Genomic DNA, 15,332 nt, shown 5'->3' on the forward strand with positions numbered 1-15,332 from the left:
CGGTAACATTCCGAACCCGGAAGCTAAGCCCTCCAGCGCCGATGGTACTGCACTCGGGAGGGTGTGGGAGAGTAGGACACCGCCGGACAAACATTGATTCAGGCCCACCCCCTCGGGGGTGGGCCTGAATGCATTTCCACCCCGAAAAGTCGGGCGTGACGTCGTACGCGGGAAAAGGGCCGCAGCGGTCGGCGCCCGCAGCCCTCGAATGGCCTCAGCCGCGGGTCTGGACGGCCTCGCGGATCTGGCGGAACAGCGCGGCGGCGTCGTCGACCGACCGGTTGGGGAACATTGCCATCGCGACGCTGCCGTGGTCGGCCCAGCCGCAGATCGCGAAGTCGCCCCCGTCGCCGCTGGTGGTGCCGCACTTCATCACCCCACCGAGCCCGCCGGCCGACACCTCGCGCAGCCCGGCCACCTTGCCGGTCTCGTCGGCCATCAGCCCGAAGAGGCTGTCCAGGTCGCGTTCCGGCTGCCAGAGCAGTGTGGTGCCACCGAAGAGCAGCACCGCCCGGGTCTCGTCCGCCGGGTCCCGGTAGACGGTGCCAAAGCTGCGGTCCAGCTCGATGTCGGCGGCGAAGCCGCTGCGCAGATAGTCGGCCGTGCTGCGGGCCCGTTCCGAGTCGTCCCGGGTCAGACCGGCGACCCGGTCCGGGGCGTTCAGCCGGGTGTCCTTCTCCTGCGCCACCCGCCAGCCGGCCGTGCCGAGGGCGGCGGCGCCGGCCAGGCCGACGGCGAGCGCCACGGCCAGGACGATCCGCCGGCGGCGGGACGCCGGGGCCCGGCGGGCTTGGTCGCTCTCCGGATCCCGATTGCTCAGCTGGATCGGCTCGTCGGTCAGGTCGACCGGGTCGGGCCCCTCGATGAGCTGACGCTCGGTGAGATGTGCGTCGGACATGTCCGCCACCGTACGCGAATGACAGGTGGCGCACGTCGGGTCCGCGGAAGCGCTCCGTAGACTTTCAGGGTGACCGAGAGACTGGATGCCCGACGCCCCGACGCCCCGACCCTTGCCGGCCAGTACCAGCCCGGCGAGGTAGAGCAGCGACGGTACGAGCAGTGGGTAGCCGCCGGCCACTTCCGGGCGTCGGCGGACAGCGACAAGCCCCCCTTCACCATCGTCATCCCGCCACCGAACGTCACCGGCTCGCTGCACATGGGCCACGCGTTCGAACACACGCTGATGGACGCCCTCAACCGGCGCAAGCGGATGCAGGGGTACGAGGCGCTCTGGCTGCCCGGCATGGACCACGCCGGCATCGCCACCCAGAACCTGGTCGAGCGGCAGCTCGCCGGCGAGGGGCTGTCCCGGCACGACCTCGGCCGGGACAAGTTCGTCGAGCGGGTCTGGCAGTGGAAGGCAGAGTCCGGCGGGGCCATCCTGGGCCAGATGCGCCGCCTCGGCGACGCCGTCGACTGGGACCGCGAGCGCTTCACCATGGACGAGGGCCTGTCCCGGGCCGTCCAGACCATGTTCAAGAAGCTCTTCGACGACGGCCTGATCTACCGGGCCAACCGGATCATCAACTGGTGCCCACGCTGCCTGACCGCCCTGTCCGACATCGAGGTGGAGCACACCGACGACGAGGGCGAGCTCATCTCGATCCGGTACAGCGACGACGTGGTGGTGGCCACCACCCGGGCCGAGACGATGCTCGGCGACACCGCGGTGGCCGTGCACCCCGACGACGCGCGGTACCAGCACCTCATCGGCACCGAGGTGGCCGTGCCGCTGACCGACCGGCGGATCCCGATCGTGGCCGACGAGCACGTCGACCCGACCTTCGGCACCGGCATGGTCAAGGTGACCCCGGCGCACGACCCGAACGACTTCGAGATCGGCCAGCGGCACGACCTGCCGTCGCTGACGATCATGGACGAGCGGGGCATCATCACCGCGCACGGCCCGTTCCAGGGCCTGGACCGGTACGAGGCCCGCCCGGCGATCGTCGCCGCGCTGCGCGAGCAGGGGCGGATCGTGGCCGAGAAGCGGCCGTACGTGCACGCGGTGGGGCACTGCTCGCGGTGCCGCACCACGGTCGAGCCGCGGCTGTCGCTGCAGTGGTTCGTCAACACCGCCCCGCTGGCGAAGGCGGCCGGCGACGCGGTCCGCGACGGCCGGGTGAAGATCGAGCCCGCCGAGCTGGCCAAGCGCTACTTCGCCTGGGTCGACAACATGCACGACTGGTGCATCTCCCGGCAACTCTGGTGGGGCCACCGGATCCCGGTCTGGTACGGCCCGGACGGCGAGATCGTCTGCGTCGGACCCGATGAGGAACCGCCGAGCAGCTCCGGTGACGGTCAGGGCTGGCACCAGGACGAGGACGTGCTGGACACCTGGTTCTCCAGCGGCCTGTGGCCGTTCTCCACCCTCGGCTGGCCGGAGCAGACCCCGGACCTGGCCAAGTTCTACCCGACCAGCGTGCTGGTCACCGGCTACGACATCCTCTTCTTCTGGGTCGCCCGGATGATGATGTTCGGCCTGTACGCGATGGACGGTGTCCAGCCGTTCGACGTGGTCGCCCTGCACGGCATGGTCCGCGACGAGCACGGCAAGAAGATGTCCAAGTCGTTCGGCAACGTGGTCGACCCGCTGGACTGGATCGACCGGTTCGGGGCCGACGCCACCCGGTTCACCCTCGCCCGGGGCGCCAACCCCGGACAGGACGTGCCGGTCAGCGAGGAGTGGTGCCAGGGCTCCCGGAACTTCTGCAACAAGCTCTGGAACGCCACCCGGTTCGCGCTGATGAACGGCGCGCACACCGACGGGACGCTGCCCGCCGCCGCTGACCTGTCGACCGTCGACCGGTGGATCCTGTCCCGGCTCGCCCACGTCACCGCCGAGGTGGACGAGCAGTTCGAGGCGTACGAGTTCGCGAAGGTCTGCGACCTGCTGTACCACTTCGCCTGGGACGACGTCTGCGACTGGTACGTCGAGCTGAGCAAGCCGGTGCTCGCCGAGGGCGGGCCGGCGGCCGAGGCCAGCCGACGGGTCCTCGGGCACGTGCTGGACCAGCTGCTGCGACTGCTGCACCCGGTCATCCCGTTCGTCACCGAGGAGCTGTGGACCGCCCTCACCGGCGGCGAGACGGTCATGACGGCCGCCTGGCCGGTCGCCGACCGTACCCTCGTGGACGACGCCGCGGAGGGCGAGGTCGGCACCGTCCAGCGGGTGGTGACCGAGATCCGGCGGTTCCGCTCCGACCAGGGGCTGCGGCCGACGCAGCGGGTCGCCGCGCGGTTGGAGGGCCTCACCGTCGCGGGCATCGCGGCGCACGAGCCGCTGATCCGCTCGCTGGTCCGGCTCGACGCCCCGGCCGCCGACTTCCAGGCCAGCGCCACCCTCGCCATGCCCGGCGAGGTCAGCGTCGAGCTGGACACCCGGGGCTCGATCGACGTGGCCGCCGAGCGGGCCCGGCTGGCCAAGGACCGCGCGGCGGCCGAGAAGGAGGTCGCGCAGGCCCGGGCGAAGCTCGACAACCCGGCGTTCGTCGGCAAGGCCCCCGAACCGGTGGTCGCCAAGATCCGCGACCGGCTGGCGGTGGCCGAGGCGGACCTGGTCCGGATCGACGCCGCGCTGGAGGCGCTTCCCTCGTGACCGACCGCACCGATCGCACCGACTTCGCCGCCGTCGACGCCGCGCTGGCCGGGCGGGGCTTCACCCGCATGGTCTTCGAGCTGGACCGCATCGAGTCCCTGCTCGACCTGCTCGGCAGCCCGCAGCGGGCGTACCCGTCGATCCACCTGACCGGGACCAACGGCAAGACCTCCACGGCCCGGATGATCGACTCGCTGCTGCGGGCCTTCGGCCTGCACACCGGCCGCTACACCAGCCCGCACCTCGAGACGGTGCGGGAGCGGATCGCCCTGGACGGGGAGCCGGTCAGCGAGGAACGCTTCGTCGCCACCTACCGCGAGGTGGAGCCGCTGGCCGAACTGGTCGACCAGCGCTCGTCGGAGCCGCTGACCTACTTCGACATGACCACCGCGCTGGCCTTCGCCACCTTCGCCGACGCGCCGGTCGACGTCGCGGTGGTCGAGGTGGGGCTCGGCGGGGCCGAGGACGCCACCAACGTGCTCCAGGCCGGGGTGGCCGTGCTGACCCCGATCGGGCTGGACCACACCGAGTGGCTGGGCGACACCCTGGAGGACATCGCCCTGCACAAGGCCGGGATCATCCACTCCGGCGCCACGGTGATCTGCGCGGCGCAGGACGACGAGGCCGCCCGGCCCATCCTGGAGCGCTGCGCCGAGGTCGGCGCGACCGTGGCCCGGGAGGGCACCGAGTTCGGGGTGCTGCGCCGGGCCGTCGCCGTCGGCGGGCAGGTGCTGAGCATCCAGGGCCTCGGCGGGGTGTACGAGGAGGTCTTCATCCCGCTGCACGGCGCGCACCAGGCGCAGAACGCCGCGGTGGCGCTCGCCGCCGTCGAGGCGTTCCTCGGGGCCGGGACGAAGCGGCAGCTCGACGTGGAGGCCGTCCGGGAGGGCTTCGCCACGGCCAGCTCCCCGGGCCGGCTGGAGAAGGTGCGTACCGCCCCGACGATCCTGCTGGACGGGGCGCACAACCCGCACGGCATGACCGCCACGGTCACCGCCCTGCAGGAGGAGTTCGCGTTCAGCAAGCTGGTCGGCGTGCTCGCCGTGCTGGCCGACAAGGACGCCCCCCACCTGCTGGAGCTGCTGGAGCCGGTGCTCGACTCGCTGGTGGTGACCCGCAACAGCTCGCCCCGGGCGATGCCGGCCGACGAGTTGGCCGCGCTGGCCCGCGAGGTGTTCGGGCCGGAGCGGGTGGAGGTGGCCGAGGAGATGCCCGACGCCATCGAGGCGGCCATCGCCGAGGCCGAGTCCGACGTGCCCGGCGAGCTGGCCGGGGTCGGGGTGCTGATCACCGGGTCGGTGGTGACCGTGGCCGACGCACGACGGCTGCTCAAGCGATGAGCGCCCCCGACGAGGACCGGCCGATCCCGCCCGCGCCCCGGCTCGGGGAAGCGGACGCGCCGACCTCCCGGGGCGGGGCTACGGAGGCGGCCCGGCCGCCGGGCGGTGGCGGAGTGCCGGGCGGTGGCGGAGTGCCGGGCGGTGGCGGAGTGCCGGGCGTAGACGGCGGCGGGCCGGGGGAGCGGCGCTCCGGGCTGCGCAACCCCGAGAAGGCGGTGCGCGGCCTGGGCGCCGGGACGCTGGCCCTGGAGGCGCTGGTGCTGCTGCTCGCCATCCAGCCCATCCGGGCGGTCGGCGGGAACCTGAGCGGGGCCGCCGTCACGGCGATCGTGGCGCTGGCCGTCGCCTGCGTGGTGCTGGTCGGCCGGATGGGGCGGCCCTGGGCCTGGCACGCCGGCACCGCCGTGCAGGGCCTGCTGCTGCTCTCCGGGCTGCTGCACTGGTCGCTGCTGGTGCTGGGGATCATCTTCGGCCTGGTCTGGGCGTACGCCCTGCACGTCCGCCGGGTCATCCTCGGCTGACTGGTCTCAGGCCTCGGCGCGCTCCCGCCACTGGGTCAGCGCGATGCCGTGGCCGTCCGGGTCGCGGAAGGCGGCCGCCCAGACCTCCAGCTTGGTGCCCCGGTTGACCACCCGGGGCGCGTAGGTGAACTTCACGCCCGAGTCCTTCAGCCGCCGGTAGGCCGCGTCGATGTCGTCCACCTCCAGGTTGACGTGCACCAGCCGGCGGCTGATCGGGGCGGCGCCGGTGACCTCGCGCAGCACCAGCCGGGTGGCGCCGGAGGCGAGCACCGCGTTGCCGGAGCCCCGGTCGATCTCGCCGAAGCCCAGCGACCGGTAGAAGCCCAGCGAGCGGGACAGGTCGGTGACCAGCAGCGTCAGCCCGACCCCGCTGATCGGGGCGGCCTCGTCCACCCGGCCCGCGTCCGGGTCGTACCCGAAGATCGCCTCGTCCAGTTCGTCGGGGCTGATCCGGTCCTGCGGCTCCGGGTCGTCCAGCGGCACGTCCACCGGGTCGACGACGGGAGCGTCGAAACGCTCGTCCGCCGGCGGGCGCGGGGACGGGGTGGCCGCCCGGCGGGGCAGCCCGCTGGACGAGGGCGGCTCGACCAGGGTGCCTTCGAGCACGACCGGGCCGCCGGGGCGCTGGTGCACCACCACCGGCTCCCGCTCCTCCGGCACCACCACGGGCTCGGCGCGCAGCGGGTCGGCCGGGGGCGGGTCGCGGAACTCGTCGCGCAGGTCGTCGTGGAAGTCGTCGTCGGGCGTACGGCCGGCCCACGGCGGGGCCTCCTGGGCGATCAGCACCTCGTCGACCGGCTCGGCGTCGGCGTACTCGGGCGGTAGGTCGGCAGTGGCGGCGTTGCTCTCGGCGTGGGTGGGCACCTCGTCCCAGAGGACCCGGACGTGCCGCTGGTCGTCCAGGGCCACCCGGATCGGCAGGGTCTGCCCCAGCGAGGGCCACTTGGACACCGGCACCCGCGGCTCGATGATCTTCTTGGAACGGGGCGGCAGGCCCGGGGCGTCGATCACCAGTTGCAGCTCGCAGCGGCCGAAGGCGTACTGGGTGGGGGGCTCGGAGGCGCTGTGCACGTGCCCCACGCCGATCACCCAGGTACGCCCGCCGCCGCGCACGGTGGCCAGGGCGACCGCGAGCACCAGCAGGGCAGCGCCGAGGGCCACGATCGACCAGCTGGTCATGCCCAGCCCGAACAGGACCACGAAGGTCGCCACGGTGCCGAGGACCGCGGCGATCAGCTTGCGTACCGGCGCGATGGGTCGGTTCCCGCCATTCGCCACAGTGGACCTCCCAGGGGTCAGGGCCAGGCTAGGCGGGATCGGCAGCCGCTGGAAAGAGCAGCCGCCGCGCCGACGCCGGGACCGGGTCGCTAGGCTGACCGTACCCAGCCCGGCCGTCTTCCGCGCACAGGAGGAACCCAGCGTGTCCAGCAGCAGCCCGGATGAGCGCACGCTCGTACTGATCAAGCCCGACGCGGTCCGCCGCGGCCTGGTCGGCGAGATCATCTCCCGCTTCGAGCGCAAGGGCCTGCGGATCGATGCCATGGTGACCCGGACGATGGACGCCGCGCTGGCCGACCAGCACTACGCCGAGCACGTCGACAAGGCGTTCTACCCGCCGCTGAAGGACTTCATGACCAGCGGCCCGCTGGTCGCCCTGATCCTCTCCGGCGACCAGGTGATCGACGTGGTGCGTGGGCTGGTCGGCGCCACCGACGGTCGCAAGGCCGCCGGCGGCACCATCCGCGGCGACCTCTCCCTGTCCAACCGGGAGAACCTGGTGCACGCCTCCGACTCCACCGACAGCGCCAAGCGGGAGATCGCGCTCTGGTTCCCAGAGCTGGGCTGATCAGGGCCGGTCACGGCGGACGGGCCGGTACGCCGGCGGCCCACCGGCCCGTCTGTGCCACCCCGGCCCTCGTCACACGTCGGTCGGGGGCTGCGTCCGGGTGGCCACCGCGAGCCGGTTCCACACGTTGATCGTGGCGATTGCGATGAGCAGGTCGGCCAGTTCCTTCTCCGACCACACCGCCGCGGCCGCGTCCCAGACCTCGTCGGGCACGCCCTGCTCGCCCAGCCTGGTGACCGCTTCGGTGAGCGCCAGCGCGGTCCGCTCCCGCTCGGTGAAGAAGGGCGCCTCCCGCCAGGCGGCCACGGCGAAGAGCCGCCGGCTCGACTCGCCCGCGGCCAGTGCGTCCCGGCTGTGCATGTCGACGCAGAACGCGCAGCCGTTCAGCATCGATGCCCGGAGCTTGACCAGTTCCAGCACGCTGTGCTCGACGTTGGCCTGGACGTACTTCTCCAGCCCCAGCACGGCCTGGTAACCCTCCGGCGCCACCTCGGCCCCGTTCGTCCGCTGCATGACAACCTCCCTGGTCGGTGTTCGACACCGACAGGACGGGTCGACAGGGTGCGGCGTGACGGTCCCTGCCTGTGACGCCCGTCTCATGCCGCTCCCGGCCCGGGTCGATTGTCCCTGGCGACGATGAGGCGATGAGCCGCCCGGGGTCGCGCCGGCGGGGGCCCGGTCAGGCCCGGCCGGGCCCCGCCCAGGTGGCGTCCGGATCGGGCGACCCCACCGGCTGGGCGCCGACCGGCGGGACCTGCGACGGGTACGCGGCGGCGGACGTCACCGGGTGCATGTCGGGGTGCGGGAACTGGGCCGGGTACGTCCCGACGGGCATCCGCTGGGCCGCGTACGTCCCGGGCGGCGCGACGGGCTCGGCCGGGACCTCCGCGGACGGCGCTGCCGCCTCCGGCGCCGCTTTCCGGCCCCGGGCGGCGAGCCGGCGCCCCAGGTCGATCATCGGCAGCTCCACCCAACGGTGGAGCAGGTCGGCCGCGAGCAGCCCCACCACCACCGTGGCCAGGAAGAACGTGGTGCCCCGTGGCACCGACGGTGCGAGTCCGGCGACCACGGCCGCCGCGATGTACTGCACCAGGTAGAGCGAGTAGGAGCGTTCGCCGATGAAGGCCAACGGCCGCAGCGCCAGGATCCGGGCCGGGAGGCTCCGGGTGAGCAGGGCGGGCAGCAGCAGGGCGGCGCCGACGGCGTAGATGGCCACCCGGGTGTCGTTGTGTCCGTCCGCCGCCGGGGGCCAGTACGGCAGCGACAGGTGCAGCGCGGTGAAACCGATGACCACCACCACCGCCGCGACCGGGTGGGTCAGCGGGCGGACCAGGGCGTACGACCGGGGGTTGTGCATGATGATCGCCAGGAGGCAGCCGGCCAGGATCACCACGTACTGGATCGGCCAGTACGGCCAGTCGGTCGCGACCGGCACCAGGGCGAGCAGCGCGAGCACGGCCACGCCGGTGACCGCCAGCCGGCGGTAGAACGCCCCGCTGACCAGGACGAAGGCCAGCAGCGGCCAGACCAGGTAGAACTTCTGCTCGATGGCGATCGTCCAGGAGTGCAGGAACGACTTGGTCGGCGCGAACTCGTTCACCATGAGCAGGTAGTGGATCAGCGACTGCTCGACCCCCTTGCCCCTGCCGTTGACGTGGGCGAGGGCCCAGGTGGCGGCGAGAACCACGAAATAGACCGGCAGGATCCGGAAGAACCGCCGGGTGTAGAACGCGCGCAGCGACACCCGTCCCCGGGAACTCTCCTCGCGCAGCAGCAAGGTGGTGATCAGGAACCCGGAGAGCACGAAGAAGAGGTGTACGCCGATCCAGCCGGACGTCCAGCCCCAGGCGGAGCCGCCGAAGTGAAACGCGACGACGATGACCGCGGCGATGGCCCGGAGCCCGTCGAGCGCGTCGAACCGGCGCATCGCCAGGAAGTCGGCATGGCTGAGTGTCCGCATCCGGGGAAGTCTGGGCCAGTGACCTGCGAATGGTCAAACGGGGTCGAGAATGATCAAGCAGGGCGAGGAGCGCCGGGCGGAAAGTCGGCGGCGGGTGCCGCCGAGGGTCGAGTATCCTTGGCGACCGTAAGGCGATGACCCGGCCATCACCGGCGAGCCTCCGGAAGAACAGCCGGGTGACCGGCCCAGTAGAACCGGACGGGTCCGGCCCGTCACAGCCGGCCAACGAGCGGGCGGTCGCACCTCGACCGCCAAGCGGGGTGGTACCGCGGGCCGTTCGGGCGATGCCGTCGAGGCGTACCCGGAAGGCTCGTCCTCGCAGACCCACAGATGAGTGAGCTGCGCGAGGAGAGCGACCCCCGATGGCCTATCCGATGCACGACCCGACCGCCGCCGGTGTCCCGGCGAGCCCGGACCTGCCCGCGGTCGAGCGCCGGGTCCTGGAGCACTGGACGGCCGACAAGACCTTCGAGGCCAGCGTCGAGGCCCGTCCCACCGGCGACGACGGCAGGAACGAGTACGTCTTCTACGACGGCCCGCCGTTCGCCAACGGCCTGCCGCACTACGGCCACCTCTTCACCGGGTACGTCAAGGACGTGGTGCCGCGCTACCAGACCATGCGCGGCCGGCACGTCGAGCGGCGCTTCGGCTGGGACTGCCACGGCCTGCCCGCCGAGGTGGTGGCCGAGAAGCAGCTCGGCATCACCAGCAAGGCGGAGATCCTCGACCTCGGCGTGGCCCGGTTCAACGAGGCCTGCCGCACCTCGGTGCTGGAGTTCACCCAGGACTGGGAGCGGTACGTCACCCGGCAGGCCCGCTGGGTCGACTTCGCCAACGACTACAAGACCCTCGACCTGGACTACATGGAAAGCGTCATGTGGGCCTTCAAGACCCTGCACGACAAGGGTCTGGTCTACGAGGGCTTCCGGGTGCTGGCGTACTGCTGGCGCTGCGAGACGCCGCTGTCGAACACCGAGACCCGGATGGACGACGTCTACCGGGACCGGCACGACCCGACGCTCTCGGTCTGGTTCGGGCTGACCCCCGACGAGTCCGCCCCGGAGCTGGTGCGCGGCGCGGTGAAGCTGGGCGTCTGGACCACCACGCCGTGGACCCTGCCGTCGAACCTGGCGCTCGCCGTCGGCCCCGACATCGAGTACGCGGTGCTGGAGCGCGACGGTGACCGTTACGTCGTCGGCGCGGCCCGGCTCGGCGCGTACGCCAAGGAGCTGGAGGGGTACGAGCAGGTCGGCACCGTGCGCGGCGCGGACCTGGTCGGGCGCCGGTACACCCCGCTCTACGACTTCCTCGTCGAGCAGGCCGGGGAGAACGCGTACCAGGTGCTCGGGGCAGAGTTCGTCACCACCGAGGACGGCACCGGGATCGTGCACCTGGCCCCGGCCTTCGGCGAGGACGACCAGAACGTCTGCAACGCCGCCGGCATCCCCACCGTGGTCACCGTGGACGACCACACCCGGTTCACCGCCCTGGTCCCGCCGTACCAGGGTGAGCAGGTCTTCGACGTCAACAAGCCGGTGATCCGCGAGCTCAAGGAGCGGGGGGTGGTGCTCAAGCAGGACACCTACACCCACTCGTACCCGCACTGCTGGCGCTGCGAGACCCCGCTGGTCTACAAGGCGGTGTCCTCCTGGTTCGTGGCGGTGAGCACGTTCAAGGACCGGATGGTCGAGCTCAACCAGCAGATCAACTGGACGCCCGGGCACATCAAGGACGGCTCGTTCGGCAAGTGGCTGGCCAACGCCCGCGACTGGTCGATCAGCCGGAACCGGTTCTGGGGCTCGCCGATCCCGGCGTGGAAGTCCGACGACCCGAACTACCCCCGGCTGGACGTGTACGGGTCGCTGGCCGACATCGAGCGGGACTTCGGCGTACGCCTGACCGACCTGCACCGGCCGGCGGTGGACGAACTGGTCCGCCCCAACCCGGACGACCCGACCGGGCGCTCGATGATGCGCCGGGTGCCGGAGGTGCTGGACTGCTGGTTCGAGTCCGGCTCGATGCCGTTCGCCCAGGTGCACTACCCGTTCGAGAACCGCGACTGGTTCGAGCACCACTACCCGGGCGACTTCATCGTCGAGTACATCGGACAGACCCGCGGCTGGTTCTACACCATGCACGTGCTGGCCACCGCGCTGTTCGACCGGCCGGCGTTCCGCAACTGCCTCAGCCACGGCATCCTGCTCGGCTCGGACGGGCGCAAGATGTCCAAGAGCCTGCGCAACTACCCGGACGTCTACCACGTCTTCGACGCGTACGGCTCGGACGCGATGCGCTGGATGCTGATGTCCTCGCCGGTGCTGCGCGGCGGTGACATGGCGGTCACCGAGGCGGGCATCCGGGACGCCGTCCGGCAGGTGCTGCTGCCGCTGTGGAACGTCTGGTACTTCTTCTCGCTCTACGCCAACGCCGACGGGTACACCGCTCGCCGTCGGACGGACTCGACCCATCTCCTCGACCGGTACGTGCTGGCGAAGACGAACGAGCTGGTGTCGACGGTCCAGGCACAGATGGAGGCGTACGACATCTCCGGCGCCTGCGCCACCGTCCGGTCCTACCTGGACGCGCTGACCAACTGGTACGTGCGCCGCTCCCGGGACCGGTTCTGGTCGGGCGACGCCGAGGCGTTCGACACCCTCTGGACGGTGCTGGAGACGCTCTGCCGGGTGGTGGCGCCGCTGGCGCCGCTGACCGCCGAGGAGATCTGGCGCGGCCTCACCGGCGAGCGGTCGGTGCACCTGACCGACTGGCCGTCGGCCGAGGAGTTTCCGGCCGACCACGACCTGGTCGCCGCGATGGACGCCGTCCGGTCGGTCGCCTCGGCGGCGCTGTCGCTGCGCAAGGCCAAGGGGCTGCGGGTCCGGCTGCCGCTGTCGAAGCTGACCGTGGCCTCGCCGGTCGCGGCGCAGCTGCGGCCCTTCGCCGACCTGGTCGCCGACGAGGTCAACGTCAAGGCGGTGGAGGTCACCGACGAGGTGTCCGCGTACTGCCAGCAGGTGCTGACCGTGGTGCCGCGGGCGCTCGGCCCCCGGGTCGGCAAGCAGGTCCAGCAGGTCATCAAGGCGGTCAAGGCGGGGGAGTGGGAGCTGGTCGACGGCGCCCCGGTCGCCGCCGGGGTGACCCTGGCCGAGGGCGAGTACGAGCTGCGCCTGGTCGCGGCCGACGCCGAGCACTCCGCGCCGCTGCCCGGCGGCGAGGGCGTGGTCGTGCTGGACACCGAGGTCAGCCCGGAGTTGGCCGCCGAGGGGCTGGCCCGGGACGTGGTCCGGGTCGTGCAGCAGGCCCGCCGGGACGCCGACCTGGACGTCTCGGACCGGATCGTGGTGTCGGTCTCGGCCTCCGAGGAGGTGCGCGCGGCGGTGGCCGCGTACACCGACTTCGTGGCCCGGGAGGTGCTGGCCGACACCGTCGACTTCGCCGAGGGCGTCGAGGGTTTCGCCGGCGAGGTCGGCGAGGGCGAGCGGGTGACGGTGGCCGTCCGCCGGGTATGAGGCAGTGCGGCGGTGGCGGTCCGGCGGTGTCGCGCCGGGCCGCCACCACCGGCCCCGACCGAGCCCCGACGGGCCCGCTCACCAGCCGGTCGGCCGGCCACCCGTGCGGGGCTCCGTGGACCCGTCCGCTACCGTGACACCGCCTGTTCACGCACGACCGCCGGAGGACCAGTGCCCCTGCTCTACACCATCGGCAAGCTCACCGTGGCGCCCGCGCTCCGGTTGGCCTTCCGTCCGACCGTGGAGGGGTTGGAGCACATCCCGGAGACCGGTGGTGCGATCTTCGCGGGCAACCACCTCTCGGTCGCCGACGAGCTCTTCCTCGGCACCGTCGTCCCCCGGCACCTGGCCTTCTGGGCCAAGTCGGAGTACTTCAAGGGCACCGGGCCGAAGGGCGCCTTCTCCAAGTTCGTCCTCACCGGTCTGGGGGCCATCCCGGTCGAGCGGGCCGGCGGCCGGGCGGCGCTGTCCGCATTCGACGCCGCCATCCCCGCGCTGCGCGGCGGCGACCTGGTCGCGGTCTACCCGGAGGGCACCCGCTCGCCGGACGGGCGGCTCTACCGGGGGCGTACCGGCGCGGCCCGGCTGGCGGTGGCGGCCGGCGTGCCGATCATCCCGGTCGGCATGATCGGCACGGACAAGGCCCAGCCGATCGGCACCCGGGTGCCCCGACCCGGCCGAGCGAAGATCACCGTACGGTTCGGCAAGCCGATGGACTTCACCGGCCGGTCCGACGACCGCACCTCGCTGCGGGCGATCACCGACGAGCTGATGGCCGAGATCCAGAAGCTCACCGGCCAGGAGTACGTCGCGCGCTACGCTCCGCCGCGCGCCCCGGCCCCCGGCGACACCCCCGCCTGAACCACCTCGCCCGCCTGGCCCCCGCGGCCCGCTGGCTCGCGCCCCGGGACAGGTCCCGACTGTGCACGGGCGGGCGGTTGCCCGGGAACCGAACGGCGAGAAACCCTCGGTGGACCTCAGGACTGCGCCGGCGTGACGATCTGTTCCCGAAGGGTGCCCAGCAGGCGGGCGCTGTCGTCGACGGAGAGCCGGGTGAAGACGGCGGTGGTGATGCTGCCGTAGTCCACCGAGGTGCAGACCACCACGTCGGTGCCGTCCGACCGGCCCGTGGCGCACCGCTCGTACCGGCCGCGCACGCCGGTCTCCACCGGCTGGGGGTTGTCGAGCCGGTAGGTCTCGGCCAGCCGGGTCATCTCGTCGTCCGCGTCGGACTCCGGGTTGAACCGGAAGCCGGTGCCGCCGAACACGGTGACCCGCTTGCCGTCGCCGGTGCCGTAGACGCCGGCGAAGACGTCCTCGGAGAGCAGGTTCGCCGCGCGTACCTCGGCCTTGAGCCGCTTGGCGGTCGCCTGGCTGCCGGCGTCCTGCCGCAGCGTCAGGTCGGCCACCTGGCCGGGCAGCGCGGCGTCGGCCGGGTACTGCTCCCACATCGGCTTGCCGAACCAGGCCGGGCAGCCGCAGCAGCAGAGCAGGCTGAGCAGCAGCACCCAGGGCCAGCGCCGGCGACGCCGGACCGGCACCGGGACGTATCCGCGGGGGGCCTGCCACCCCGGCGGCGGGGCGACCGCCTTCGGCTGGCGGCCTTGGCGCTGCTTCGGCGGCCGGGCCGGCGCGGGCGGCGGGGGCGGTGGGGCCGGTCGGGGCGGAGCGACCGGCGGCGGCGACACCGGGTGCGCGGCGGCCGGCGGCGCCGGGTACGGGCGGGTCGGCGGCGGCGCGGCCTCGTAGGGCCGGGTGGGCGGCGACGTCGGGTAGGGCAGCGTCGGCGGCAGCGCGGGGAGGTGGTGTTCCAGCTCCCAGGAGCCGGTGTCCACGCCCGCCCACGGGTCCACCGGGGTGCGGTGCTCGGGCAGTTCGACCGGGGCGGGCGGAACGGGGGTCGGCTCCGCCGACTCGCCCCAGGCGCGCCGGCGCTGCGGCGGGGGCGGAACCGGCGCCGAACCGCTCCATCTCGGCGCGGGCGGCTCCGACTCGACCCGGGTCGGCTCCGGCGGCGTCGCCGGCAGACCGGTGTCGACCCGGGTGGGTGGCGGCGCCTCGCCGGCCGGGATGGACGGCGGCGCGACGTCCGCGCGGGTGGGCGGTGGCCCGGCGTCGGTCGGGGTCGGTGGCGGCGCGTCGTCGACGAGGTCAGGCCGTGGGGCCGGGGCGGCGTCGACCGGGGCGGACGCCGGCCCGTCGGGCGTCGCCCCACCGGCGGGCGGGGCGGGCGACGTCGGCGCGGTGGCCTCGTCCGGGGGCGCGGCGACCTGCTCCGCCGCCGTCCGCTCCGGCTCGCCCGGGGCGTCGGCCCGGTCGGTGGGCAGCTCAAGGGTGCCCTCCGGGCCCGTGCGGGGCCCGGCCTCGTCGGGTACGGGAGAGAGGGCCGGCTCCCCGGCGACCGCCGGCTCCTGGCCGACGTCGGTGACCGGGGTGCTCCCGTCGGCCGGCCGGTCTGCTCCCGGCTGCGGCTGCGGCATCGCGCAATCTCCTCTCGCGCCGGTTGCGAGGTTAGTACCGGCATGCCACCGCCGACGAACCCGTCCACCGCCGGCGCC

11 protein-coding genes and 1 rRNA gene are annotated in these 15,332 nt (G+C 73.0%); 7 read left to right on the forward strand and 5 right to left on the reverse strand.

All coding sequences use genetic code 11. The features are described from left to right. Positions 1-88 (forward strand): 5S ribosomal RNA (gene rrf / locus AB0I41_RS19800); the annotation flags it as partial. Positions 89-214: 126 nt separating this feature from the next. On the opposite strand, the gene AB0I41_RS19805 is transcribed toward rrf, so the two are convergent. Continuing rightward, on the reverse strand, positions 215-898 hold the full coding sequence (locus tag AB0I41_RS19805; protein WP_357109354.1) for a hypothetical protein: 684 nt from the start codon (positions 896-898) through the stop codon (positions 215-217). Between the two features lie 69 nt (positions 899-967). Between AB0I41_RS19805 and AB0I41_RS19810 the strand changes: the two genes are divergently transcribed. The 3 genes from AB0I41_RS19810 to AB0I41_RS19820 all read left to right on the forward strand — a co-directional run bounded on the left by AB0I41_RS19810 (position 968) and on the right by AB0I41_RS19820 (position 5,459). Further along, entirely contained in the window at positions 968-3,598 is a 2,631-nt protein-coding gene (locus AB0I41_RS19810; RefSeq protein WP_357109357.1) for a valine--tRNA ligase, read from the forward strand. A gap of 68 nt (positions 3,599-3,666) precedes the next feature. Beyond that, entirely contained in the window at positions 3,667-4,938 is a 1,272-nt protein-coding gene (locus AB0I41_RS19815) for a folylpolyglutamate synthase/dihydrofolate synthase family protein (protein WP_357109563.1), read from the forward strand. Further along, a complete protein-coding gene (locus tag AB0I41_RS19820; RefSeq protein ID WP_357109360.1) occupies positions 4,935-5,459 on the forward strand; it encodes a DUF4233 domain-containing protein in 525 nt (174 codons plus the stop codon). Before AB0I41_RS19815 ends, AB0I41_RS19820 begins: the two co-directional genes overlap by 4 nt. A gap of 6 nt (positions 5,460-5,465) precedes the next feature. On the opposite strand, the gene AB0I41_RS19825 is transcribed toward AB0I41_RS19820, so the two are convergent. Then, a complete protein-coding gene (locus AB0I41_RS19825) occupies positions 5,466-6,737 on the reverse strand; it encodes a VOC family protein (RefSeq protein WP_357109363.1) in 1,272 nt (423 codons plus the stop codon). 142 nt (positions 6,738-6,879) lie between these two features. On the opposite strand from AB0I41_RS19825, the gene ndk reads away from it, so the two are divergent. Beyond that, positions 6,880-7,305: a nucleoside-diphosphate kinase gene (ndk, locus tag AB0I41_RS19830; protein WP_357109366.1), complete on the forward strand. Its 426-nt coding sequence runs from the start codon at positions 6,880-6,882 to the stop codon at positions 7,303-7,305. 72 nt (positions 7,306-7,377) lie between these two features. Here the strand turns inward: ndk and AB0I41_RS19835 are convergent, their stop codons facing one another. Together AB0I41_RS19835 and AB0I41_RS19840 are read right to left on the reverse strand one after the other, a co-directional pair. Next, a complete protein-coding gene (locus tag AB0I41_RS19835) occupies positions 7,378-7,818 on the reverse strand; it encodes a carboxymuconolactone decarboxylase family protein (RefSeq protein WP_357109369.1) in 441 nt (146 codons plus the stop codon). Between the two features lie 166 nt (positions 7,819-7,984). Further along, positions 7,985-9,265 carry an acyltransferase gene (locus tag AB0I41_RS19840; protein WP_357109372.1) on the reverse strand — a complete coding sequence of 427 codons (1,281 nt, stop codon included), beginning with the start codon at positions 9,263-9,265 and terminating at the stop codon, positions 7,985-7,987. A gap of 362 nt (positions 9,266-9,627) precedes the next feature. Here AB0I41_RS19840 and ileS point away from each other — a divergent pair, with 362 nt between their 5' ends. Next, on the forward strand, positions 9,628-12,774 hold the full coding sequence (ileS, locus tag AB0I41_RS19845; RefSeq protein WP_357109375.1) for an isoleucine--tRNA ligase: 3,147 nt from the start codon (positions 9,628-9,630) through the stop codon (positions 12,772-12,774). A 171-nt stretch (positions 12,775-12,945) separates the two neighbouring features. After that, complete coding sequence (locus tag AB0I41_RS19850) at positions 12,946-13,635, forward strand: lysophospholipid acyltransferase family protein (RefSeq protein ID WP_357109377.1); 690 nt, start codon at positions 12,946-12,948, stop codon at positions 13,633-13,635. A 116-nt stretch (positions 13,636-13,751) separates the two neighbouring features. Here the strand turns inward: AB0I41_RS19850 and AB0I41_RS19855 are convergent, their stop codons facing one another. Then, on the reverse strand, positions 13,752-15,254 hold the full coding sequence (locus tag AB0I41_RS19855; protein ID WP_357109380.1) for a hypothetical protein: 1,503 nt from the start codon (positions 15,252-15,254) through the stop codon (positions 13,752-13,754). Positions 15,255-15,332 lie beyond the last annotated feature (78 nt).

Source organism: Micromonospora sp. NPDC050200, assembly GCF_040656135.1.
In the GTDB taxonomy this organism is placed as follows: domain Bacteria; phylum Actinomycetota; class Actinomycetes; order Mycobacteriales; family Micromonosporaceae; genus Micromonospora.